This is a genomic window from Oxalicibacterium faecigallinarum, assembly GCF_014635705.1.
Lineage (GTDB): Bacteria > Pseudomonadota > Gammaproteobacteria > Burkholderiales > Burkholderiaceae_D > Oxalicibacterium > Oxalicibacterium faecigallinarum.
In genome coordinates this window covers 574861-597938 of record NZ_BMDI01000002.1, presented here as the reverse complement: position 1 = coordinate 597938, position 23078 = coordinate 574861, and the positions used below count along the sequence as shown (strand labels likewise).

Annotated in this window: 21 protein-coding genes; 8 read left to right on the top strand and 13 right to left on the bottom strand. The window is 55.9% G+C overall.

Features of this window, described 5'->3' with window-relative positions; all coding sequences use genetic code 11:
* Nucleotides 1-86: 86 nt before the first annotated feature.
* Nucleotides 87-2249 carry a site-specific recombinase gene (locus IEV29_RS12855; protein WP_188381679.1) on the bottom strand — a complete coding sequence of 721 codons (2163 nt, stop codon included), beginning with the start codon at nucleotides 2247-2249 and terminating at the stop codon, nucleotides 87-89.
* A 129-nt stretch (nucleotides 2250-2378) separates the two neighbouring features.
* On the opposite strand from IEV29_RS12855, the gene IEV29_RS12850 reads away from it, so the two are divergent.
* Together IEV29_RS12850 and IEV29_RS12845 are read left to right on the top strand one after the other, a co-directional pair.
* Nucleotides 2379-3233: an AAA family ATPase gene (locus IEV29_RS12850; RefSeq protein ID WP_188381678.1), complete on the top strand. Its 855-nt coding sequence runs from the start codon at nucleotides 2379-2381 to the stop codon at nucleotides 3231-3233.
* A 25-nt stretch (nucleotides 3234-3258) separates the two neighbouring features.
* A complete protein-coding gene (locus IEV29_RS12845; protein WP_188381677.1) occupies nucleotides 3259-4428 on the top strand; it encodes a vWA domain-containing protein in 1170 nt (389 codons plus the stop codon).
* A gap of 11 nt (nucleotides 4429-4439) precedes the next feature.
* Here the strand turns inward: IEV29_RS12845 and IEV29_RS12840 are convergent, their stop codons facing one another.
* Both IEV29_RS12840 and IEV29_RS16225 read right to left on the bottom strand, forming a co-directional pair.
* On the bottom strand, nucleotides 4440-5270 hold the full coding sequence (locus IEV29_RS12840) for a response regulator (RefSeq protein ID WP_188381676.1): 831 nt from the start codon (nucleotides 5268-5270) through the stop codon (nucleotides 4440-4442).
* A gap of 79 nt (nucleotides 5271-5349) precedes the next feature.
* The gene (locus IEV29_RS16225) at nucleotides 5350-5664 is read right to left on the bottom strand and encodes a hypothetical protein (RefSeq protein WP_229726387.1); all 315 of its coding nucleotides are present in this window, start codon (nucleotides 5662-5664) and stop codon (nucleotides 5350-5352) included.
* Between IEV29_RS16225 and IEV29_RS12835 the strand changes: the two genes are divergently transcribed.
* The 3 genes from IEV29_RS12835 to IEV29_RS12825 all read left to right on the top strand — a co-directional run bounded on the left by IEV29_RS12835 (nucleotide 5657) and on the right by IEV29_RS12825 (nucleotide 11218).
* Nucleotides 5657-7651, top strand: coding sequence for a DNA topoisomerase IV subunit B (locus tag IEV29_RS12835; RefSeq protein ID WP_188381675.1), 1995 nt, complete (start codon nucleotides 5657-5659; stop codon nucleotides 7649-7651). The genes IEV29_RS16225 and IEV29_RS12835 overlap by 8 nt on opposite strands.
* 139 nt (nucleotides 7652-7790) lie before the next feature.
* On the top strand, nucleotides 7791-10106 hold the full coding sequence (parC, locus tag IEV29_RS12830; RefSeq protein ID WP_188381674.1) for a DNA topoisomerase IV subunit A: 2316 nt from the start codon (nucleotides 7791-7793) through the stop codon (nucleotides 10104-10106).
* Nucleotides 10103-11218 (top strand): MBL fold metallo-hydrolase, encoded by a 1116-nt coding sequence (locus IEV29_RS12825; RefSeq protein ID WP_188381673.1) that lies wholly within the window; start codon nucleotides 10103-10105, stop codon nucleotides 11216-11218. The genes parC and IEV29_RS12825 overlap by 4 nt, the downstream gene beginning before the upstream one ends.
* Nucleotides 11219-11284: 66 nt before the next feature.
* Here IEV29_RS12825 and IEV29_RS12820 read toward each other — a convergent pair whose 3' ends face one another.
* The 4 genes from IEV29_RS12820 to IEV29_RS12805 all read right to left on the bottom strand — a co-directional run bounded on the left by IEV29_RS12820 (nucleotide 11285) and on the right by IEV29_RS12805 (nucleotide 14682).
* A complete protein-coding gene (locus tag IEV29_RS12820; RefSeq protein WP_188381672.1) occupies nucleotides 11285-12481 on the bottom strand; it encodes an aminotransferase-like domain-containing protein in 1197 nt (398 codons plus the stop codon).
* A gap of 103 nt (nucleotides 12482-12584) precedes the next feature.
* A complete protein-coding gene (locus tag IEV29_RS12815) occupies nucleotides 12585-13043 on the bottom strand; it encodes a RidA family protein (RefSeq protein WP_188381671.1) in 459 nt (152 codons plus the stop codon).
* A 151-nt stretch (nucleotides 13044-13194) separates the two neighbouring features.
* Nucleotides 13195-14082, bottom strand: coding sequence for a DMT family transporter (locus IEV29_RS12810; protein WP_229726386.1), 888 nt, complete (start codon nucleotides 14080-14082; stop codon nucleotides 13195-13197).
* Nucleotides 14083-14091: 9 nt separating this feature from the next.
* Nucleotides 14092-14682, bottom strand: coding sequence for a LysE family translocator (locus IEV29_RS12805; protein ID WP_188381670.1), 591 nt, complete (start codon nucleotides 14680-14682; stop codon nucleotides 14092-14094).
* A gap of 358 nt (nucleotides 14683-15040) precedes the next feature.
* On the opposite strand from IEV29_RS12805, the gene htpG reads away from it, so the two are divergent.
* Nucleotides 15041-16954 (top strand): molecular chaperone HtpG, encoded by a 1914-nt coding sequence (htpG, locus tag IEV29_RS12800; protein ID WP_188381669.1) that lies wholly within the window; start codon nucleotides 15041-15043, stop codon nucleotides 16952-16954.
* 122 nt (nucleotides 16955-17076) lie between these two features.
* On the opposite strand, the gene IEV29_RS12795 is transcribed toward htpG, so the two are convergent.
* From IEV29_RS12795 to IEV29_RS12770, 6 genes are all read right to left on the bottom strand, one after another.
* Nucleotides 17077-17667 (bottom strand): hypothetical protein, encoded by a 591-nt coding sequence (locus IEV29_RS12795; protein WP_188381668.1) that lies wholly within the window; start codon nucleotides 17665-17667, stop codon nucleotides 17077-17079.
* A gap of 9 nt (nucleotides 17668-17676) precedes the next feature.
* Nucleotides 17677-18375: a 3'-5' exonuclease gene (locus IEV29_RS12790; RefSeq protein WP_188381667.1), complete on the bottom strand. Its 699-nt coding sequence runs from the start codon at nucleotides 18373-18375 to the stop codon at nucleotides 17677-17679.
* Nucleotides 18376-18415: 40 nt separating this feature from the next.
* Nucleotides 18416-18931, bottom strand: a complete 516-nt coding sequence (locus IEV29_RS12785) for a DUF2059 domain-containing protein (protein ID WP_188381666.1) — start codon at nucleotides 18929-18931, stop codon at nucleotides 18416-18418.
* A 122-nt stretch (nucleotides 18932-19053) separates the two neighbouring features.
* Nucleotides 19054-19557 carry a hypothetical protein gene (locus tag IEV29_RS12780; RefSeq protein ID WP_188381665.1) on the bottom strand — a complete coding sequence of 168 codons (504 nt, stop codon included), beginning with the start codon at nucleotides 19555-19557 and terminating at the stop codon, nucleotides 19054-19056.
* Between the two features lie 101 nt (nucleotides 19558-19658).
* On the bottom strand, nucleotides 19659-20408 hold the full coding sequence (locus IEV29_RS12775) for an SDR family oxidoreductase (RefSeq protein WP_188381664.1): 750 nt from the start codon (nucleotides 20406-20408) through the stop codon (nucleotides 19659-19661).
* Nucleotides 20409-20430: 22 nt separating this feature from the next.
* Nucleotides 20431-21342, bottom strand: a complete 912-nt coding sequence (locus IEV29_RS12770) for a LysR family transcriptional regulator (protein WP_188381663.1) — start codon at nucleotides 21340-21342, stop codon at nucleotides 20431-20433.
* A 135-nt stretch (nucleotides 21343-21477) separates the two neighbouring features.
* Here IEV29_RS12770 and IEV29_RS12765 point away from each other — a divergent pair, with 135 nt between their 5' ends.
* Both IEV29_RS12765 and IEV29_RS12760 read left to right on the top strand, forming a co-directional pair.
* Nucleotides 21478-22107, top strand: a complete 630-nt coding sequence (locus IEV29_RS12765) for a glutathione S-transferase family protein (RefSeq protein WP_188381662.1) — start codon at nucleotides 21478-21480, stop codon at nucleotides 22105-22107.
* Nucleotides 22104-23069: a pyridoxamine 5'-phosphate oxidase family protein gene (locus tag IEV29_RS12760; RefSeq protein ID WP_188381661.1), complete on the top strand. Its 966-nt coding sequence runs from the start codon at nucleotides 22104-22106 to the stop codon at nucleotides 23067-23069. The genes IEV29_RS12765 and IEV29_RS12760 overlap by 4 nt, the downstream gene beginning before the upstream one ends.
* Nucleotides 23070-23078 lie beyond the last annotated feature (9 nt).

The window sequence follows — 23078 nt, the reverse complement described above, 5'->3', positions numbered from 1 at the left end:
CACGGAAAGGCGAGTTGATTCTACATGAAGAAAAATATCAGTCCAACCAGTTATTTATTGCCACAAATACAACTTGCTATTTGGCGTTATTTCAACCGCGGATAGACAGGCGGCTCGTCGTCGTCGCGCTGCTTACTTTCATCACTGATTTCCTGCGAATCGGCAGCCACGACTTCGGCCGCTTTGCGTGCATCGGCGCCGACCGGCAATACGAAAATCAACGGCGTCAGCGTGACGCGACGTAAAAAGGAGCGGTAGACAACCCGCCGCACACGGCGCGGCACATCACGCGCACGCAATGCCAGCAGCAAGGCGCAGACAAACGCCACGCCAACGTTGAGCAAACCGACCGCAAGCAGACCGGCAAAGGCCAACCAGAACTCGGATGTCAGCAATACCATCCAGCCCAGACTACCCACGGTTGCGGTCAGGGTAGCCGCCGACAATGCCACATGACGTACATCCACCGGCAGGCCGAAGAAGTGCGCCACGGCAGGCATCATACCCAGCAGAACCGCCAGCGCCAGATTACCGGCGATGCCCGACACATTGCGCTCCAGCCAGTTGGCAAATCGTTCGGCGCGGTTGGCACCCATCGCATGTACCAATCGCCGGTGATTAGACAGCGACTCCTTGAGTCTGCGTAAGGCAAACCAGTTGTCGGCAAAGCCGGCAAACAGACTTGCCAGCCATAGCAGCAATCCGGTCACGGCAGCAAACAATGGTGTCCAGCCGATGATCGACAAGGAATGCAATGTCGTGTGCGCATCAATCGGATGCATCAGCGGCGCGTCCATCAGGAACAATGCCGCCACGCTCAGACCGCTCACCACCATGGCGACCGTCAAGACATTTCCCAGTACGGCAGCCGCCTGCGAACGTAGCAAGGCTGCCATTTGCGACAGCAGGCCACACAATCCTTCTATCGTATCCAGTGCGCCCATTTTTTCAGCCAGTGCCGCCGCCGTAATCACCGGCTGGCGTGCTGCCAGCACGCCACCAATAGCCGAAATCAGCAAGAAGCCAATCGCATAATTAACCGATAGGAAGAAACCTTCGAAGAATTCAGCAAAGCGGGCCCGATCGATGCCGAACTTGAACAGCCAGGTAAAACCAATCACCAGACCACCCAGCATGGCTGCCTTCAGCATGCGTTTGTATTCCTTGCCGTCACGCGCAATGTAATGCTCGCCGTGATAAGCGGTACGTTCGACAATCTTGCGTGCCAGCAGCGAAAAGCTGCGCCGGATCAAATCACGCACGGAAGAACGGTGATGATGTGCAGTGATCAAATCCACCAGCACGCTCTGGATCTGTCCCGATCCCTCTTCCGCATACGGTGCATTACGCAGATCAAGCAGGCGCCCGATACGATTGAGCTGTGCACGCATGCGTTCCAGGTGATACACCAGCCCGACCGAGGTGCCGAATTCGTCCAAGTGCGCGTATATCCGGTCGGTCTGTGCCTGACAAACCGCAATCAGCATGCGCACGCTACGCAAGGCACCCTGATCACGGGTATTGGTGATCAGATAGTGCTCCAGTTCCCGACGCAGCGACATAAAGGGCGTCGCCAGTAATTGCATGCGTGGCTCGAGACGCTGGCGAAACGCCGGGCTGATGCCGACCGATACGACCATCTGCACCAGATACAGCATCGCCTCATCAATCTGCTGGCGATAACCGTGGGCAATGCCGTCATCGCCGCACAGCTTCCACAGACGCATCATGGTGCGATCATCAAGCTCCAGCAACCATTCTGCATCGGATACGTCGGGAAACATCACCGTAAACAGCGTAGACAGATCATGCTGCCCCAAAGGCTTGGGCAAGATCAGCTTGACCAGTCGTTCGGACAATTCGGTAAAAAATGCCGACTCACGCGGCATGCCGGTCGACGAAAACAATTCGTGCCCCGTGGCTTCACGCAGCGTCTTGCGCAAGGTAGCCTGCACGGTTTGTCGCGCATCGCGATGCGCATCCAGCCAATCGAGCAGAAAACGCAGGCGATAGTGCTTGAGGCGGCGCCATTCGTCGCGCGCCAGCAAGGACACTTTCGGTTCATGACGCAGCCAGTCCGCCAGATCGATCATCCAGTTGGCGCGCACATGCCACGACGCATTGGGGTCGGCACGGCGAACCAGCGATTCGATCTGCGGCACGTACTGCGCATGATCGGCATGATGGCGCAAGGCACCACGACGGAATCTGCGCCATACGGCACAGATTCTTAAAAACGATATTTTCATTCTAGTTATTGTTGATTCAGGCGCTGTCTTGAAGAGCAACCGCATGGCTAACCGTGGCTGCTCACAAAAAGTTACTTCTCGCTCTCGCTTATACTGCGTATCTCTTCCTTGATATTTTTTACATCCGCCATGCGACAAGATACACGCTTCGAAGGTTCCCCGAATTACGTCACAACGGGCGATCTTAAACTGGCCGTCAATGCTGCCTTGACGCTGGAGCGCCCGTTGCTGATCAAAGGCGAACCGGGTACCGGTAAAACCATGCTGGCGGAAGAAGTCGCCGCAGCGCTCGGCATGCCACTCTTGCAATGGCATATCAAATCAACCACAAAAGCACAGCAAGGTCTGTACGAATATGATGCCGTCTCGCGCCTGCGCGATTCGCAACTGGGCGACGAGCGCGTCAAGCATATCGAAAATTACATCGTCAAGGGCGTCCTCTGGCAAGCCTTCATGGCCGATCGGCAAGTGGTGCTGCTGATCGATGAAATCGATAAAGCCGATATCGAGTTCCCCAACGACTTGCTGCGCGAACTGGATCGCATGGAGTTTTACGTGTACGAAACACGCGAAATGATCCGCGCCCGGCATCGCCCGCTGGTCATCATTACCTCCAACAACGAGAAGGAACTGCCGGATGCATTTCTGCGCCGCTGTTTCTTCCATTACATCAAATTTCCCGATGCAGAAACGATGGCACAGATCGTGGCCGTCCATTTCCCCAATCTGAAACAGGAATTGCTGGCAAGTGCCCTTGACGTGTTCTACCAGCTAAGGAATATCGGTGGCCTGAAGAAAAAACCATCCACATCCGAGCTGATCGACTGGCTCAAGCTGTTGCTGGCAGAAGACATTCCACCGGAAGCGCTGCACGCCAACACCACCGACATCAGCGTGCCACCGCTGCACGGCGCACTGCTGAAAAACGAGCAGGATATCCACCTGTTCGAACGTCTGGTGCAGATGGCACGCGCCAACCGCTAAAACTTTTTCGGCACATCACGCGCGCATGCTGATCGACTTTTTCTACACCCTCAGGAATGGTGGCGTACCGGTCTCGATCAAGGAATTTCTGATCCTGCTCGAAGCACTGGAGAGGCGCATCGTCGATTGCTCGTTTGACGATTTTTACTATCTGGCACGTCTGACACTGGTCAAGGACGAGGCGCACTTCGACAAGTTTGATCGCGCCTTTGCGCTGTACTTCAAAGGCATCGAGGCTGGTTTTGACGAGAAAGCCGAGATTCCGCTGGACTGGCTGATCAAGCGTGCCATGCGCGAACTCTCGCCGGAAGACAAGGCGCGACTGGAAAAATTCGGTTACGACAAGTTGCTGGATCGCCTGAAGGAATTACTGAAAGAACAGAAGGAACGTCACGAAGGCGGCAGCAAATGGATCGGCACCGGCGGCACCTCCCCTTTTGGTCATGGCGGCTACAACCCGGAAGGCATCCGCATTGGTGGTGAAAGCACGCACCGCCGCGCCGTCAAGGTGTGGGAAGAACGCAGCTTTCGCGATTACGATGCCTCGCGCGAAATCGGCACGCGCAATATCAAGGTGGCATTACGCAGGCTGCGCCGCTTTGCGCGTGAAGGTGCTGCCGAAGAACTGGCTCTGGATGACACCATCCGCGCCACTGCCAGCAATGCCGGCTGGCTGGATCTGAAGATGCGGCCGGAGCGCCGCAATCACACCAAGGTACTGATGCTGCTGGACGTTGGCGGATCGATGGACGATCACGTTCAGCGTACGGAAGAATTGTTCTCGGCTGCGCGTACCGAGTTCAAGAACATGGCGTTCTATTATTTCCACAATTGCGTCTATGATCATCTGTGGCGCAGCAACAGCCGCCGCCGGAACGAACGCTTTGCCACCTGGGATGTGCTGCATACCTATCCGCCGGATACCAAGCTGATCTTCGTCGGCGACGCCACCATGAGCCCGTATGAAATACTCGCCCGTGGCGGTGCGATCGACCATCACAACGAGGAAACTGGCGCAACGTGGCTGCGCCGTTTCACGCAAGCCTTTCCCAGCCATCTCTGGCTTAATCCGGAACCGGAACATCTTTGGGATTACCGCCAATCGATTGCCCTGATTCGCCAGCAGATGAGCAACCGCATGGTGCCGCTGACGCTGGAAGGACTGGAACGCGGCATGCGCCTGCTCAGCAAGTAAGTTCGACGCGCTCAACGCGGGAGATGCATGAAACGCTGCAGGGCGATGGTCAGATTGGTTTTGGACACCGGCATCGACAAAAAGCCGTCATATCCCGATACACGAGCACGTTCGGCATCGAATGTCATGTCCCGCGCCGACAAGAAGATCACGGCAATCCGCTCGTCATGCGCACGATTCTGTGTGACCAGATCGCACACCGCATAGGGATCCATTCCGGCTGCCGTCGTATTGACGATCACCGTTGCGACCGGGTGGAGGACGCAAGCCTGTTCCACCGCCGACATGGTATCGGCCAACAGAATCCTGACCGGCGCCTGCGCAAACATGGCAGCAATCCAGTCATACAGTTGCGGCGACTGATCCACGATCAGCACAGTACGTCCCTGACTGCGTTTGGTGCGCATCTTCAGATAGTCAGCCGGATCGGTCAGATCAATGTCCACCCGGTTACTGCGCCTGCGCTCGGTCACCGTCACAATGTCCGATGCCTGCAGGCGGGACAACGCGTCTGCCCGCGTCTCAATCAGCTTGTCCAGCACTTCGACCAATTGCTGCCAGCGTATCGGTCGCTCAACCCGAGCATAAGGCAAGGCCACTGGCGGCTCGCCCACCAGCAACGCCGGTCGTACGTCGCTCGGACGCAATTGCTCGAGAGTGACCAGCGCCTTCAGGCTGGCCGCATCGGCAATATACAAGTCCGGGTCTTGCAGATTGTCTTCATGCAGTTGCATGTAACGATGTCCCTGCTGCTCAACGGCAAAGGTCGCGTCGAAGACATCCGTTTCCTGCCGGGTAAAGCCCAGCAGACGCACTGCAAAAGGAAAAGAATGGGATGACATGTCTTGATACACACCCGATCAGCTTGCACGCCGTCTGGGCCACAGCACAATTTTCTAGTCGTCTGTTTACCAGCTCGTTTCAAACAATATTTGATCGCATTACCAGCCAGCATCCATGCAAATCACCGCATGGACTGATTGTTCTTATTGGAACCCTTTTGCCGAAAAAGCGCCATATGCTCATGCAAATAAATCCATGTTTGCCTGTCTTTGCATAGTTTCCCGTATAGTCGGCAAATCGTTCGGAAATGCAGTCCGGCAAGCCGGTAAAAGCATGCAGGCTGGTTTTTTTATTAGAATGCAACACATTACTCAGCATTTTTGCCGCAAGGCAGAATATTTGGAAACGGACTTTCACAGGTCCACCGCATCCCCAGCAAGATTGAATGGCCACTAAAAAATCCCCAGCAGACTACAGCGAATCCTCCATCCGAGTACTCAAAGGCCTGGAACCCGTCAAGCAACGGCCGGGCATGTACACCCGTACCGAAAACCCGCTGCACATCATTCAGGAAGTCATCGACAACGCCTCCGACGAGGCGCTCGGTGGCTACGGCAAGAACATCCAGGTCACGCTCAATGCCGATGGCAGTGTCAGCGTCGAGGATGACGGCCGCGGCATTCCGGTCGGCCTGCATCCGGACGAAGGCGTGCCAACGGTTGAAATCGTCTTTACGCGCTTGCACGCGGGTGGCAAGTTCGATAAAGGTTCGGGCGGTGCATATGCCTTCTCGGGTGGTTTGCACGGTGTCGGCGTCTCGGTCACTAACGCGCTGGCCAAGCGGCTGGAAATCACGGTCTGGCGCAAGGATGGCAACAACGGCGTCCATCACTTGGCGTTCGCCGCAGGCGATGTCATCGAACCGCTGACATCGCGCCCGTATCAGCGCGACGAAAAGCGCAACGGCACGCGTGTAACTGTCTGGCCAGATGGTAAATACTTTGACTCGGCTGCGATTCCGCTGGGCGAACTGCAACGTCTGCTGCGCTCCAAGGCAGTACTGCTGCCGGGCGTCAAGGTTACCCTGACCCAAGCCAAAACCGGTGAAACCCAAACCTGGTTCTACGAACAGGGCTTGCGTGGTTATCTGACCGAATCGCTGGCACAAGCGTCCGGCTCGGACTTGCTGATCCCGCTGTTCGAAGGCGAGCAGTACGCAGGCCCGGACGCCGACGGCTTTGCCGAAGGTGAAGGCGCAGCGTGGGTGGTGGCATGGACCGAAGATGGCGCAGTCGTGCGCGAGTCGTACGTCAACCTGATTCCGACATCCAATGGCGGCACGCACGAATCCGGCTTGCGCGAAGGCTTGTTCGGCGCGGTCAAGAACTTCGTCGAGATGCACTCGCTGCTGCCCAAAGGTGTCAAGCTGCTGCCGGAAGACGTGTTTGCACGTGTTTCCTTCGTGCTGTCGGCCAAGGTGCTCGATCCGCAATTTCAGGGCCAGATTAAAGAACGCCTGAACTCCCGCGATGCCGTACGTCTGGTGTCCACCTTCTCGCGCCCAGCGCTGGAGCTGTGGCTCAATCAGCACGTCGACTACGGCCGCAAGCTGGCCGAGCTTGTCATCAAGCAGGCGCAATCGCGCCTGCGCTCGGCGCAAAAAGTCGAGAAGAAAAAATCGTCCGGCGTCGCCGTCTTGCCGGGCAAACTGACCGATTGCGAATCCAGCGATACCACGCGTAATGAACTCTTCCTCGTCGAAGGCGATTCCGCCGGCGGTTCGGCGAAGATGGGCCGCGACAAGGAATTTCAGGCGATCCTGCCGTTGCGCGGCAAGGTGCTCAACTCTTGGGAAACCGAGCGTGATCGCCTGTTTGCCAATAACGAGATTCACGATATTGCCGTCGCCATCGGTGTCGATCCGCATGGCGTCAATGACGAGCCCGATCTGTCCGGTCTGCGCTACGGCAAGATCTGCATCCTGTCCGATGCGGATGTCGATGGTTCGCACATCCAGGTTCTGCTGCTGACGCTGTTCTTCAAGCACTTCCCGAAGCTGATCGAACACGGCCACATCTGTATCGCACGTCCACCGCTTTATCGCGTCGATGCGCCGGCACGTGGCAAGAAACCGATCCAGAAACTGTACGCGCTTGATGACGGCGAACTGGAAGCGATCGAAGACAAGCTGCGCAAGGATGGCGTGAAGGAAAAAGCCTGGGGCATTTCACGCTTCAAAGGCTTGGGCGAGATGAATGCCGAGCAGTTGTGGGAGACCACGATGAATCCGGACACACGTCGCCTGCTGCCGGTTTCGCTCGGCGAGTTTGACAATCCATTCTCGGAAGCGCGCTTCAATATGCTGATGGGCAAGGGTGAAGCAGCGGCACGACGGAACTGGATTGAAGAGCATGGCAACGAAGCCGAGGCCGACATTTGACGACTTCAATCTCGCAGCGATGACTGCGTTGCAAGGTCTTGCCGTGCCATTGGCACTGTCTACGACCTTCCGCCTTGTCCTCGCCCCGATATTGAACCCGTCGGTATTTTTGATGTAATGAATAATTGTGTAAAACAAGATGACCGATCAAGCCAATCTTTTTGACGAAGCTGTTCCTTCCGATAGCGGTGAATCGCTGACGCTCGCGACGTTTGCGGAGCGTGCCTATCTCGACTACGCCATTTCCGTCGTCAAGGGCCGTGCCCTGCCGGATGTGAGCGATGGCCAGAAACCGGTACAACGCCGCATTTTGTATGCGATGCATGAGCTGGGACTCGACGCCAGCGCCAAGCCGCGCAAATCCGCTGCAGTCGTCGGCGACGTGCTCGGTAAGTTGCATCCGCACGGCGATCAATCCGTGTATGACGCGCTGGTGCGTATGGCACAGGACTTCTCGCTGCGCTATCCGCTGATCGATGGCCAAGGTAACTTTGGCTCACGCGATGGTGACGGTGCGGCGGCGATGCGTTATACCGAAGCGCGTCTGACACCGATCTCCAAGCTGCTGCTCGAAGAAATCGACATGGGCACAGTGGACTTTCAGCCGAACTATGATGGTTCGACGGAAGAACCAAAGCTGCTGCCAAGCCGTCTGCCATTCGTTTTACTGAATGGCGCATCCGGTATTGCAGTCGGCATGGCGACGGAAATCCCGTCGCATAATCTGACCGAGATCGCCAAGGCTGCAGTTGCACTGATCCGCAATCCCAAACTTACGCATGCCGAGTTGATGGAAATCGTACCTGGCCCTGACTTCCCGGGTGGTGGCCAGATCATCACCTCGCCAGCCGCCATCAGCGACATGTACGCCAGCGGTCGCGGCAGCCTCAAGGTACGCGCGACATGGAAGATCGAAGATCTGGCACGCGGCCAGTGGCAAGCCGTTGTCACGGAACTGCCGCACGGCGTGTCGTCGCAACGCGTGCTGGAAGAAATCGAAGAGCTGACCAATCCAAAGATCAAGCTCGGTAAAAAATCTTTGTCGCCAGAACAGCTCGCGCTCAAGCAAACGGTACTGGCAATGCTCGATACCGTGCGTGACGAATCGGGCCGCGATGCGCCAGTACGTCTGGTATTCGAGCCAAAGTCCAAGAATCAGGATCACACCGAATTCACCAACCTGCTGCTGGCCCACACTTCACTGGAAACCAGTGTCTCGGTCAATCTGGTGATGATCGGCGGCGATGGTCGCCCACGCCAGAAAACACTGACCGACATCCTGCAGGAGTGGATCGCCTTCCGCTTCTCGACGATTACCCGTCGTACGCAATTCCGTCTGCAAAAGGTCGATGACCGCATTCACATCCTTGAAGGACGTGAAGCGATTCTGCTGAACATCGACGAAGTCATCCGCATCATCCGTGAATCCGATGAGCCGAAGCCAGCACTGATCGATGCATTCCGCTTGTCCGAACGTCAGGCCGACGACATTCTGGAAATCCGGTTGCGTCAGCTCGCCCGTCTGGAAACGATCAAGATTCAGCAAGAGCTGGCAGCATTGCGTAACGAAAAAACCACCTTGCAGGATCTGCTCGACAATCCATCGTCGATGAAAAAGCTGGTCATCAAGGAAATTGAAGCCGATGCCAAACAGTTTGGCGATGCACGTCGCACATTGATCGAAGAAGCCGAGAAAGCGACGGTCGAACAGAAAGTCATCGACGAACCGGTTACCGTCGTCATTTCGCAAAAAGGCTGGGTGCGCGCGCGTACCGGTCACGGTCATGATGCCGCGCAGTTCACGTTCAAGGCAGGTGATGCGCTGTATGACGCGTTCGAATGCCGCACGGTCGACAACCTGCTGGTATTTGGCTCCAACGGCCGTATCTATTCGGTGCCGGTCAACGCACTACCCGGCGCACGTGGCGATGGCGTCCCGATCACCACACTGGTCGAACTCGCCAGCGGCACCCAGATTCGTCACTACTTTGCAGGTTCGGGCGACACGCAACTGTTGCTCGCTTCGACCGCCGGTTACGGCTTTACTGCCAAGGCCGGTGACATGACCGCACGCAATCGTGGCGGCAAATCATTCATCACGCTGGATGAAGGCGATGAGCCATTGGCACCACGCCCGGTCATTGCCGGTGCCAGTGCGATTGCCTGCCTGTCGGAAAAAGGTCGCCTGCTGGTCTTTGGCCTAGACGAAATCAAGACACTCACGGCTGGTGGCCGTGGCGTGATCCTGATGGAACTCGAGAAGAACGAAAAGCTGCTGGCAGCACAACCGATCACGCAACGTGGCGTGCTGGTCAGTGGCAGTGGACGCGGGGGCAAGGCGCAGGAAGTCGCCCTGTCCGCGTCCGGCCTCGCAATCCACATCGGCAAGCGTGCGCGCAAGGGCAAGGCACTGGAATCCAAACTCAAGGCCACGACGCTGGCACCGCAAAAATGATGGTGGGGACGGCAGCAAGATCGTGCAGAGCGACGCGCACCGGCTTGCTGCTGGCCTTGTCCGCCACGCTGATGCTGGCCGCGTGCGGCCACAAGAACCCGTACTACGATCCCGCCAAGCCGCATCACACGCCCGAAGGCTTTCGCAACAATTATCTCGACAGAAAGCCGGATGGCTTGCTGAAGTGGCAGTGGCAACGCATCACGCAAGGTTTGCCCAAACCGCCTGCCAACAACTATGCGTTCCCGATTGTGCGGCCCGATGTCGTCGCATTGCATGCCAACAAGACGGATACCACTGCCACCTGGATCGGCCATGCCACCGTGCTGTTGCAAGTGCAGGGCACCAATGTCCTGACGGACCCGATCTGGTCCAAACGTGCCTCACCCTTATCCTTCATGGGCCCCAAACGGCACGTGCCGCCGCCGATGGATATGAACGAACTGCCGCATATCGATGTTGTTCTGATTTCACATAATCACTACGATCATCTGGATCGTGCAACGGTCGAGCAGTTGAACAAGCAGGATGGCGGCCCGCCGCTGTTCCTCGTTCCACTTGGCATCAAGCCGTGGCTCAATGATCTGGGCATCACCAACGTCAAAGAACTCGACTGGTGGGAAAGCGCATCGCAAGGTAGCTTGAATTTTCATCTGGTGCCAGTACAGCATTGGTCCGCGCGTAGCCTGACCGACCGGCAGGAAACTCTGTGGGGCGGCTGGACGATGCATACCAACAAGGATACTGCTACGCCCTTCTCCGTTTTCTTTGCCGGCGACACCGGCTTCTCCAAGGACTTTGAAGACATCGCCACGCGTTTCGGCAGCTTTGATCTGGCACTGATCCCGATCGGTGCCTACGCGCCACGCTGGTTCATGCAAACCCAGCACGTCGATCCGGCCGATGCAGTCAAGATCCACCAAACGATCAAGTCGGCTTACTCGATTGGTGTGCACTGGGGTACGTTCGAGATGGCGGATGAATCGCTGGATGAACCACCGCTGGCTCTGGCAGAGGCACGGAAAAAGGCAGGGGTTGCCGATCAGGCGTTTGTCGCACTCAAACATGGTGAGACGGTACGCTTCGATAAAAACGGTGCAGTTATTCCTTAAATCTTCCAGAGCGACACAATAAAAAACGGCGTCCGAGGACGCCGTTTTTTATTCGCTGATTGAAGATCAACGCAGCTTGTTCTTGATCAAGCCTGCCAGCACTTGCACACCATGCCGAATCTTTTCTGGTGGCACGGTGACAAAACTCAGACGCAAGGTATTGGTTTCTGGCTCGTTCGCATAGAACGGTGCGCCCGGAACGAATGCAACGTTTTGCGCAATCGCTTCATCCAGCAATTGCATGCCGTCGATGTGCTTGGGCAAGGTGACCCAGATGAACATACCGCCTGCAGGCTGGTTCCATTTGACGCCAACCGGGAAGAACTCTTCCAGCGCATCCAGCATGACCTTGCATTGATTGGCATACAGCGTACGAATCGATGGAATGTGCTGTGAAAGGAAACCATCCTTGATCGCTTCATACACCACCATCTGCGTCAGTTGCGAGGTGTGGAGATCAGATGCCTGCTTGGCCTGTTCCAGCTTGCGGATCAGGATCGCCGGTGCGACCACATAACCGAGACGGATGCCCGGCGTCAGCACCTTGGAAAACGAACCCAGATAGATTACGCCATTCGGATTCATCGTCAGCATCTTCGGCAATGGCTCACCGGCATAGCTGAGCGCACCATACGGATCATCTTCGATCAGGGGCAAGCCAAGACGTGCACAGGTTTCCACCAGAGCTTCCCGACGTTCGAGCGACATGGTGCGGCCGGTCGGGTTGTGGAAGTTCGGTAACGAATACAGCAGGCAGGCACCATCGGCAATGCCTTCGACGGTTTCCGGCAACAAGCCGTTTTCATCGGTCGGTACAGAAACGAACTCCGGGCGATACACCGAGAACGCCTGCAAGGCGCCCAGATAGCTCGGTGTTTCCACCAGCACCTTGCTGCCATCTTCGACCAGCACCTTGCCCAGCAAATCCAGCGCCTGCTGCGAGCCCGATACCATCAACACCTGATCCGGTGAAATCGTCACGCCATCGATCGACAGCGACTGCGCAATCCATTCACGCAATGGCGCATAGCCATCAGTAGGGCCGTACTGCAAAGCCACCTTGCCCTGATCCGACAAAACCTTGTCGAATGCCGTCTTCATATGCTCGACCGGGAAGGTTGCCGGCGAAGGCAAGCCACCCGCGAACGAGATGATGTCGGGCCGCATCGTAACCTTGAGGATTTCGCGGATGACCGAGCTTTGCAGTTGTTCAGCGCGTTGGGAAAACTGCCATTTGATCGGGGTTGGATTTTCGATTTTCATGATTCAGGAAACGGTGCTCTGCCTTGGCAGAGCGGGTAAATCGGACGAGGCAACCCCGTCAGAGTTGAATGAAGGAAAGATCAGGCAAGAACGCAGGCAACACTCAGATCACTTCGGCAATCAGCTCGATCTCGACACAAGCACCAAGCGGAATCTGTGCCACCCCGAACGCGGAGCGCGCATGCTTGCCCTGCTCACCAAAAATCTCGCCAAACAACTCCGATGCACCATTGGTGACCAGATGCTGCTCGGTAAAGTCCGGTGTGGAATTGACCAGGCTCATGACCTTGACGATACGCTTGACGCGATTGAGATCGCCGCCGCAGGCCGCTTGCAGTGTGGCAATCAGATCGATTGCGACGACACGTGCGGCCTGCTTGCCTTCTTCCGTTTCCATATCCTTGCCCAACTGACCGACCCATGGCTTGCCTTCCTTTTTTGCGATATGGCCAGACAGGAAGATCGTGTTGCCGGTTTGTGCATACATCACATAGGCGGCAGCGGGCGCGGACACCGCAGGCAATTCGATATTCAGGGCTTTCAATTTGTCATAGAAGGACATGCAGACTCCGGAAGGAAACAAGGCCAGCGCCTCAAGCGCCGTGACCGTTAGAAAAACGAAAACAGGCAAAAATTGCCGAATTCCGTGATTATCTCAAATCCGCGCCAACCCGACCGAACTATCTCGTTGCAAGGCAATGACACGCATCACATCAGCCATAACGGCGAACCGGCATGCGCTTGCCCAGCGCCACCACAATCACGATCAGCGTCGCAAACAGGACGGTTTTCCATGTCAGTGGCTCACCCAGAATCACCGCAGCACCCAGCAGGGTCAGGAAAGGCTGGATCAGTTGTACCTGACCGACACGCGCAATGCCGCCCAGCGCCAGTCCCTTGTACCAGAAGAAAAACCCGATAAACATCGAGAACAAGGACACATAGGCGAACCCGAACCAGGCACGTGGAGAAGCATGCAGCCCATGCTCCATGATCAGCCAGCCGAGCGCCGGCAACGCCAGTGGCATCGACAGCAGCAATGCCCAGGAAATCACGGTCAGTCCGCCCATTGTTTCGGACAAGCGGCCACCTTCTGCATACCCCATGGACGCGGCTACCACCGCGATAAACATCGCCAGATCGCCCCATTGCAAGGTGCCACCGCCCTCTTCCAGCGCAAAGGCCGCCACCAGCGCACTGCCGATCACCGCCGCAATCCAGAAACCTGCAGAAGGACGCTCGCCAAAACGGAGCGCGCCAAACAGCGCCGTCGCCAGCGGCAGAATGCCAAGCATGATGGCACCATGCGAAGCGTGAATCTCTCCCATCGCGACGGACGTAAAAATCGGAAAGCCCAGCACGCAACCGGCTGCGACGATGCATAGCGACTTGACCTGCGACCGGTTCGGACGCGGGGCCTTGGTCCACCACAACAGCGTGGCGCCACACATCGCTGCGACCACAGCCCGCCCCAATGCCATCAGGACAGGATGGATTTCCGTTACCGCAATACGGGTAAAGGGCAAGGTCAGGCTGAACATGGCAATGCCGATGGCACCCAACAGCATGCCGCGTGTTTCGTCAGAAAGCGCTTTTGCCATTGCCTTTACCTAAAGCCAGATTGCCACAGCGGCATAGACGGTCGCCAGCACCATCACGACACTGAAGACGCGACGCCAGAACACATCCTGCAAATAGCGGCGCAAGGCGGCACCTGCGGCAGTCCAGACGCTCAGGCATGGCAGGTTGACCAGACTGAACACGAGACAAAACAGCAAGATAGCCAGCCAGACCGGTTGCAGTGTCGGCAAGAAGGCGGCCGCGCCGGTAATACCCATGATCCATGCTTTGGGATTGGCAAACTGAAACAACGCTGCAGCACCAAAAGACATCGGCTTTGCCTGTCCGGTCATTGCGTCATCCGCTTTCATCACCCGCAATTGCCACGCCAGATACAGCAGATAGGCTGATCCGGCCACGCGCAGCAGCATATCGGCACCGGGCAAGGCCAGTACCAGACTGCCAATACCCGCCGCGCACAAAGCCAGCAGTATGGCAAACCCGCTCACGACACCCAGCATGTGCGGAATCGTGCGTACGAAGCCAAACCGGATACCGGAAGAAGTCAGCATGATGTTATTCGGCCCCGGCGTAATGGACGAGACAAAGGCAAAGATCAGGAAGGGCAACAGGGTATTCATGACAGCGAAGAGGCGAAACGACAGCGGGAAACACAATCGAACCAACCATCCGACCTGTACGACATGACACGTGCATCCCCGTCCCGAAACGATACAGGGAATTGCCATTTTGCGTTTGCCTCTCTCTGAAGCGGCTTTTGCGTGCCATCCAAACGCAAAAAAGTATTGAAAAAATCGATTCCGTCGCCAACTAGCAGCGCAGGGCAAAATCGGCGCGTTTTGCCTGATTTAACGGTACGCGTACAATGCGCGCACTTCACCGCATTCACGCAATGCGCCGCGCCGTGGCAACCGGCCTGACCGGCACTGCCTGCGATTTCAATATTCAACGACGTAACATCTCGACTCTGAGGAAAAAATGGCTACATCCGAAAAGCAAACCCTTGGCTTCCAGGCGGAAGTAAAACAGTTACTGCAACTGATGATTCACTCCCTGTATTCCAACAAGGAGATTTTCCTGCGCGAGCTGATCTCGAACGCATCCGATGCATCGGACAAACTGCGTTTTGAAGCGATCAATAACGCTGCCCTGTTCGAAGATGATGCCGATCTGAAAATCAAGGTCAGCTTCGACAAGGAAAAACGTACCATCACCATCAGCGACAACGGCATCGGCATGTCACGCGATGATGCAGTCGAACATCTCGGCACGATCGCCAAATCCGGCACCAAGGAATTCTTCTCCAAACTGTCGGGCGACCAGCAAAAGGATGCGGCACTAATCGGTCAGTTCGGCGTTGGCTTCTACTCCGGCTTCATCATCGCCGATCGCATCACGGTCGAAAGCCGTCGTGCCGGCCTGCCAGCCAATGAAGGTGTGCGCTGGGAATCCGAAGGCGCAGGCGACTTCACGATCGAAGCCATCGACAAGCCAAACCGCGGCACCGACATCATCCTGCACCTGCGCGAAGGCGAGGACGACTTCCTCTCCTCGTGGAAGATCAAATCCATCATCCGCAAATATTCCGACCATATCTCTCTGCCAATCGTGATGCAGAAGGAAGAATGGGATCAGGAGAAAAACGAAACCGTCGTGCGCGACGAGCTGGAAACCGTCAATCAGGCCAGTGCACTGTGGGCACGCAGCAAGAATGAGATCACGCCAGAGCAGTACACCGAGTTCTACAAGCATGTCTCGCATGACTTCGGCGATCCGCTGACCTATACGCACAATCGCGTCGAAGGCCGCAGCGAATACACGCAACTGCTGTACATCCCTGCCAAGGCACCATTCGACCTGTGGGATCGCAACAAGCGCGGCGGCATCAAGCTGTACGTCAAACGCGTCTTCATCATGGACGACGCCGAACAACTGATGCCGGTGTATCTGCGCTTTGTCAAAGGCGTCATCGATTCGGCCGATCTGCCGCTGAATGTCTCGCGTGAAATCCTGCAAGAGTCGCGTGACGTCAAGGTGATTCGCGATGGTTCGACCAAACGCGTGCTGTCGATGCTGGAAGATCTGGCCAACAGCGAAGAGCAAGCCGACAAGGACAAGTATGCGACCTTCTGGACCGAATTCGGTCAGGTGCTCAAGGAAGGCATTGGCGAAGATCACGCCAACAAGGATCGCATCGCCAAGCTCTTGCGCTTTGCCTCGACACATAACGATAGCGATGCCCAGACGGTATCGTTTGCCGATTATGTGTCGCGCATGAAAGAAGCTCAAACCAAGATCTTCTATGCGACTGCAGAATCCTACAACGCCGCAAAGAACAGCCCGCACCTCGAAATCTTCCGCAAGAAAGGTATCGAAGTCCTGTTACTGACCGATCGCGTCGATGAATGGATGCTGTCCTTCCTCGAAGAATTCGATGGCAAGCCGTTGTCGTCGGTTGCCAAAGGCGATCTTGACCTTGGCAATCTGGAAGACGAAACCGAGAAGAAACAGCATCAGGAAACCGAAGATCAGTACAAGGATCTGGTTGCCAAAATGCAGACCGCACTGGCAGACAAGGCCAAGGAAGTCCGCGTCACCTTCCGTCTGACCGACTCGCCAGCCTGTCTGGTTGCCGAAGAAAATGAATTGTCAGGCAACCTGCTGCGCATGCTGAAAGCTGCTGGTCAAAATGCACCGGATGCCAAACCAATTCTGGAAATCAATCCGGATCATCCGCTGGTACAACGCCTGAAGTACGAAGAAGCCAAGTTTGATGACTGGTCCAACATCCTGTTCGATCAGGCGCTGCTGGCAGAAGGCGGCAACCTCAATGATCCTGCCGGTTTCGTCAAGCGTCTGAATGACATGCTGCTGGGACTGGCCGGTAAGTAAGCCTCTTTTCGTTATCATGAAAAAAGCCGCACAGTGTGCGGCTTTTTATTTGAGGTTGTGCGAACGTTTTACATGAGAGGCATGAGTCGGCTTACTGGGGTATCTTTCTCTCGATGTAAGTGTTAGGCATCCGTGCCTCTGCTAACACGTTCTTTGCGCCAGGCTTCGAGCAACTCAGTGTTTCCGGTAGCTACTTGGATAAGCATTTGCAGCGACAGGATGGCCCCTGGAACTATGCCTTCTTTGTCAATTTCTTGGTTATCGTAGTCCGGGTTAGTCGCAAGTTCGACATTGATAACCCACCAGACTTCAATTTTTCGTAGTAGCTCGAAAAGGACTTCAAACTGCGCTTGGTGATCTGATTCAACTTGTCCCGTAACTACATCAAAAAGTTGATGCGCAAGTTGATTCCGTATTTTCTTTAGCTGCTCGAAGGTTTCGAGATCATGGTCATTGATTACTTCATACTCTTTTAGCCAATCGAGGGATGCGTAGAGAATGCTCCTGCTTCTTGATGCGACATTCTTTTGATAGTCTGGGCCGACGATAAGTCCAGTTTGATCGAATCCGTTTATATAGAAATCTCGAATGCGATCAACGATGCAGTCTTGGAGTATCTCAAACGTTGTGACGAACATCGTAGCCATAAAAAGCGATGGCCTCACTACGTCTGGATCGAGAAATCTCTCCCACCTATCAGCGTTGCTTGTCATTACAGACGCCTAACTATTTTTCAGCAGCGCAACAATATGAGCTGGCATCGACTTCTGCCAACCGCTTTGCGTACGGTTTATTTCCAGCAGTACACATAAGGCAGCGTACGCATCGTTGGCCGCGTAAACCAGCTGCCCTTCCGACAAAGTGCGCAACGCCCAGTTGGAGGTCGTCATGCTCTTGGATTTGTGAAAGCGCTGATTGAAGGCAAGCGCCACCGCAGCACGCAGACCAGTCGAATTCTTGTAACCCAATAGTTTGAAGACGGTATTGATATCCAGAACCGACGCAAGCGTGATACCAAAACGACGTCGGCTGTTGGACATATCCGATTCCAGTCCGAATCCTGCCTTGAGTACTTCAGGCGAGGACAGAATATCGATCACCGCTTGTTCACATTCAGGGCGATGCAACTGGAAAATGTAAGCTGTCTCCAGCGTAGAGAGCTGAACGACGTGCGGACCATCATCCACCGCGTTCTGCACAAAGATCGGCTTGGACTCGGTATCAAAACCAACGATGCGTGCACGACGCAGATCAGCAATCGCCTCCCTGCATGCCGCTTCGCCTGCCGGTACCTTGATGCGCGACATCGGCAACATGGGAAACGGCTGCAGCAGGTCCGTCTCTGCCTTGGTCGGGGCGTTCATGCGTCGTCCGTGCTGCGTGCGCGCGGCAGGTGACGGCGACTCTCGTTCTTGATCCATAGGGCGATTCGTGGATGTGATTGTTGGAAAGGAAGATTGCCTACTGGGCGCCATCCGCTTTCTGCGCCGCTTTGACTTCTGCCACGGCAGCACGCATTTCCATCTGCATGCGCTGCATCATCGGGCCAATGCGTGCTTGCGTCAGCTCCATCGACTTACCCATGACGACAGGCATTTTTTCGATCAAGGCCTTGCCGGTTGGTGTTGCATAAAACGTCAGCAAGTCATCGACTTCCTGCTGCGTAAAGTTTTCGCTGTAGACCTGCACGTAAATCGGTTTGGTTTGCTCCCAGCTGAGCTCTTCTCGCATGACCTTGACCATACGCGCCATGAAGTTATCCATGACCTTGCGGCCTTCTTCATTCATTTTGTTTTGCTGTACAGACTGATTGACCATGTTCTTCATGAAACCATCCAGATGGTCAAACATCTGATCCATCACCTTGTCGGAATCGGTGACGATCAAGAGCTTTTCAATCGATTCGGCAGATGGCTTTTCCGCCAGCGCAGCGCCGGAAACGGTCAGCACCAACAATAAAGTGATCAATGATTTCATGCACAGTCCCTGAAAAATGACTTCGGTCGAAGCGAAGCATTTAACCACAGGAAGTGCGATTTGCACGGTTATCCATGCAGAATACGAGGTCTTTGATACGGGAGAAAAATAGAGAAAGGAAGCTATTGCAACTTGCTGTCTTCGCCCTTGGCTTCCTGCATCGCTTCGGGCTCCAGTTCTTCTGCCGAACGATTAAAGTAGACAAACGCACCCCAAGCTGTCAGCAGCAAGGCCGTCGATGCCAGTATCGAGGCGGCATAAGGCAAATGCGCCATGTCGTCATGAATCGCCTTGAAAGTCGCGACCAGCCCTTCAATCGCCAGCGCCACCACCACGACAACAAAGAACCGCGACAAGAACCGGCGCACGCGCGTGGGGGCACTGATGTCGGCATCACGCACCACTTCCTCTTCGACGATCGTCTCAGCAATCTGTAACGCCACCACCGCCGCCGCCAGCAAGCCGACCGCTTCAATGATTGATTGTGCGGCACTACTGTCGAGTTCACCACCGAATGCCTGCCAGCCCATGCGCACGGCAATGATGATCAGCATCAGTGCCGCCATGGCAAAGAACACGGCAGTCAACACATGCATCGAACGAAAAAGACCGGTGACGAATTTCATGGTGATCCCACACAGGATATAGATCGTGCCGAGCAGGCGCATCGGCTTGCCCCAAGCATACGAGAATCACCTGGCGCCGAATGTGCGGCACCCCGCACAGGCTAGCGTCCGCCGGTCACGTCGATCAGTGTGCCGGTGGTATAGGAAGCCTTGTCGGACAACAGCCACATCACGGCTTGTGCGATCTCGACCGGCTCACCGCCTCGCTGCATCGGGACATGCGCCTTGACGCGATCCACACGTCCCGGCTCGCCGCCGCTGGCATGGATATCGGTGTACACCACGCCCGGACGTACGCCGTTGACACGTATGCCTTCCGTCGCAACCTCTTTGGCCAGCCCGACGGTCAACGTGTCGATAGCACCTTTGGAGGCCGCGTAATCGACGTACTCGGCCGGGCCACCAGCCTTGGCTGCAATCGAGGACAGATTGACGATGGCGCCGCCTTTGCCGCCATGCAGCGTCGACATGCGACGTACGGCTTCCCGGGCGCATAGGAAACTGCCGATCACATTGGTGGCAAAGATGCGCTGCATGCGCGCCGCATCCATTTGATCAACGCGCATTTGCTGCTCGAGAATACCGGCATTGTTGACCAGCGCGGTCAGCGGACCAAAGGTCTGATCAACTTCATGAAACATGCGCAGAATGTCCGTTTCCACAGCAACGTCGGCCTGTAGCGCCAACGCCTGTCCACCCGCTTGCTCGATCTTTCTGACTACACTGTCTGCTGCAGTCCGATTGCTCTTGTAGCTGAAACAGACCACATAACCATCCGCCGCAGCAAGCTCGGCAATCGCCGCGCCGATGCCACGACTGCCACCGGTGATCAGCATGACTTTCTTGTCCATCTTCGTCTCCTCCCTGTTTTGATCAAGAACGAAATTGTGCTTGCTGAATCACGCTCAAGTTACTGAGTGCCGAAACGGCATGATCCAGAAACGCCCGTAATCTCGGTACCATGTGTCGTGTGCCCGTAACCACGAGCTGAACCGGCAACGGTGCAGGTTCGTAGTCCGGCAACAGACGGACCAGCGCACCTGCTTCCAGATCCTCGGCAACCTGATACGACAAGGCCCGCGCGATGCCACGACCGGCCTTCGCCGCCAGCAATGCCGCATCAATTTCATTGACGGTCAGACGCGGCGTCAATTGCACTGTACGCTCCCTGCCCTCATGCCGGAAGCGCCATTCCGTTGCATGGATGCGTTCTGTGGTGAAGATCACATCATGCTGCAACAGATCATGAGGTGTCTGGGGCATGCCACGTCGGGCGAGGTAGTCCGGGCTGGCAACCAGCAGGCGACCGACCATGCCAACAGGACGCGCAACCAGTGTCGTATCAGCCAGCGTCCCGATCCGGACAGCCAGATCAAGTCCCTCTTCGATCAGATCAAGATTACGGTCGCTCATCATCATTTCGACCTGCATCTCCGGATACCGGTCGAGATAGCTATTGACGATCGGCGCCACGTGGCGCCGGCCAAAGACCATTGGTGCCGTGATACGCAGCTTGCCGCGCATCGCGGTCGATGCATCATCGGACACAGCCGCCTCATAGAGTGACAACACCTGCCTGGCTTGTCCGGCAAGGCGCAAACCCGCTTCGGTCGCTGCAAGATGGCGCGTTGTACGTTCCAGCAAGCGTGTGCCAATACGTTCCTCCAACGCGGATAACAATCGCGTCACGGCCGGCGCAGACCGCCCCAGCTTCCGACTCGCACCGACCAGACTTCCGGTGTCCAGAATGGCGAGGAAAACCTCCAGCTCATCCAGCCTGTCCATGCGCTTTCTCGCTCAAGTCCATCGTTTAATTATTCCATTTATTGAAATATTGAATTGCATTTTTACATAATTTACATCAATTATTGGAATAACTATGATGAATCCACTTTTCACCCATTCATCAAGGAGTTGTTCATGTCACACCTGCCACGCAAACTTTACGGTCTCAAGATTTCCGGTCACTGCCATCGCGTCGAGCTGATGCTGCGCATTCTGGACTTGCCGTTCGAATACGTTGAAGCCAATGCCACCGTCCGTCATAGCGCGGAATTCAAGGCCTTGAATCCGCTGGGGAAAATTCCCGTTCTGGTCGATGGCGATCAAGCGATCCCGGACAGCAATGCCATCCTCGTCTATCTGGTCAAACGCTATGCGTCAGGCACAACATGGCTGCCCGACGATGCCCTGCAGGCGGCAGAAGTCCAACGCTGGCTCTCCATCTCGGCCAATGAGTTGCGACATGGTCCGGCCAGCGCACGCATGACGGTGCTGTGGAACATGCCGGGAGAAATCGCACTGCCACTGGCACACGCCATCTCTGAACGTTTACTGGAAATGATGGAAGGACATTTGAAAACACGCCACTATCTGGCCACGGCGCACCCGACCATCGCCGATCTGGCGTGCTATTCCTACATTGCGCATGCAGACGAAGGACGTATCTCGCTGGCACCCTATCCGTCTATCAAAGCGTGGCTCAAACGCATTGAGGCGTTGCCGCACTTTGTGCCAATGCCTGCCTCACCTGTTCCGGAAGCAGCATGAACATCCCGACCAAGGCCCTACCCTTTCATGCGGGCGAATTGCGCGCACAGCAACTGGCGGGTGGTGGCCCGCCCGGATTTGCCATTCGCGAGGCGATGCCTGAACAACATCGCGACTTCTTCGCGATGCTGCGTTACATGATGGTGGCAACAGTTGATCACGATGGCTGGCCGGTTGCCTCCATCGTGACGGGCCCGTCCGGCTTTGCTACCTCCCCCAGCGCGGAAAAGCTGGTCATTGCCCGTGATGCACAGTGGCTTTCCAACATTCAGCCTTTCCTGCACGCTGGCAAGCCAGTCGGCATGCTTGGGATTGATCTGAATACACGTCGCCGCAATCGCGTCAATGGCACGATCAGCCATCTTGATGCGGAGGGCGTGCATCTGGATGTCAGGCAATCCTTTGGCAATTGCCCTAAATACATCCAGCTACGCAGCATTGACGATCATGCCGTCATGACTGCAACCACCAGTCAGGCGACACGTTCATTGACCAGTCTGGATGCGCAAGCGCAGGCCATGATTGCCAGGGCGGATACCTTGTTCGTGGCAACCACCAGCAATCCGCACGCAACTGAAAACGGCGGACTGGATATCTCGCATAAAGGAGGACGCCCCGGTTTTATTCGTGCCGATGGCAATATGCTGACCATTCCGGATTTCGTGGGGAATCGCTATTTCAACACGCTTGGAAATATCCTGACTGATCCACGTGTGGCCTTGCTGATCATTGACTTTGATCATGGCCATGTACTGCACCTGCAGGGCAAAGGCGAGGTGCTCTGGCATGCGTCAGAAACGGCTCAGGTGACCGGCGCGCAGCGCCTGTGGCGCGTCCATGTACAACACGCCAGCATCTTGCACAATGCAGTGCCATTGCGCTGGACATTTGTAGAAGCGGCACCGACAACACTGGCAACCGGCACCTGGCAACGGGAGAGCGAAGCTGTGCCTGCAAAATGACGGCAACGA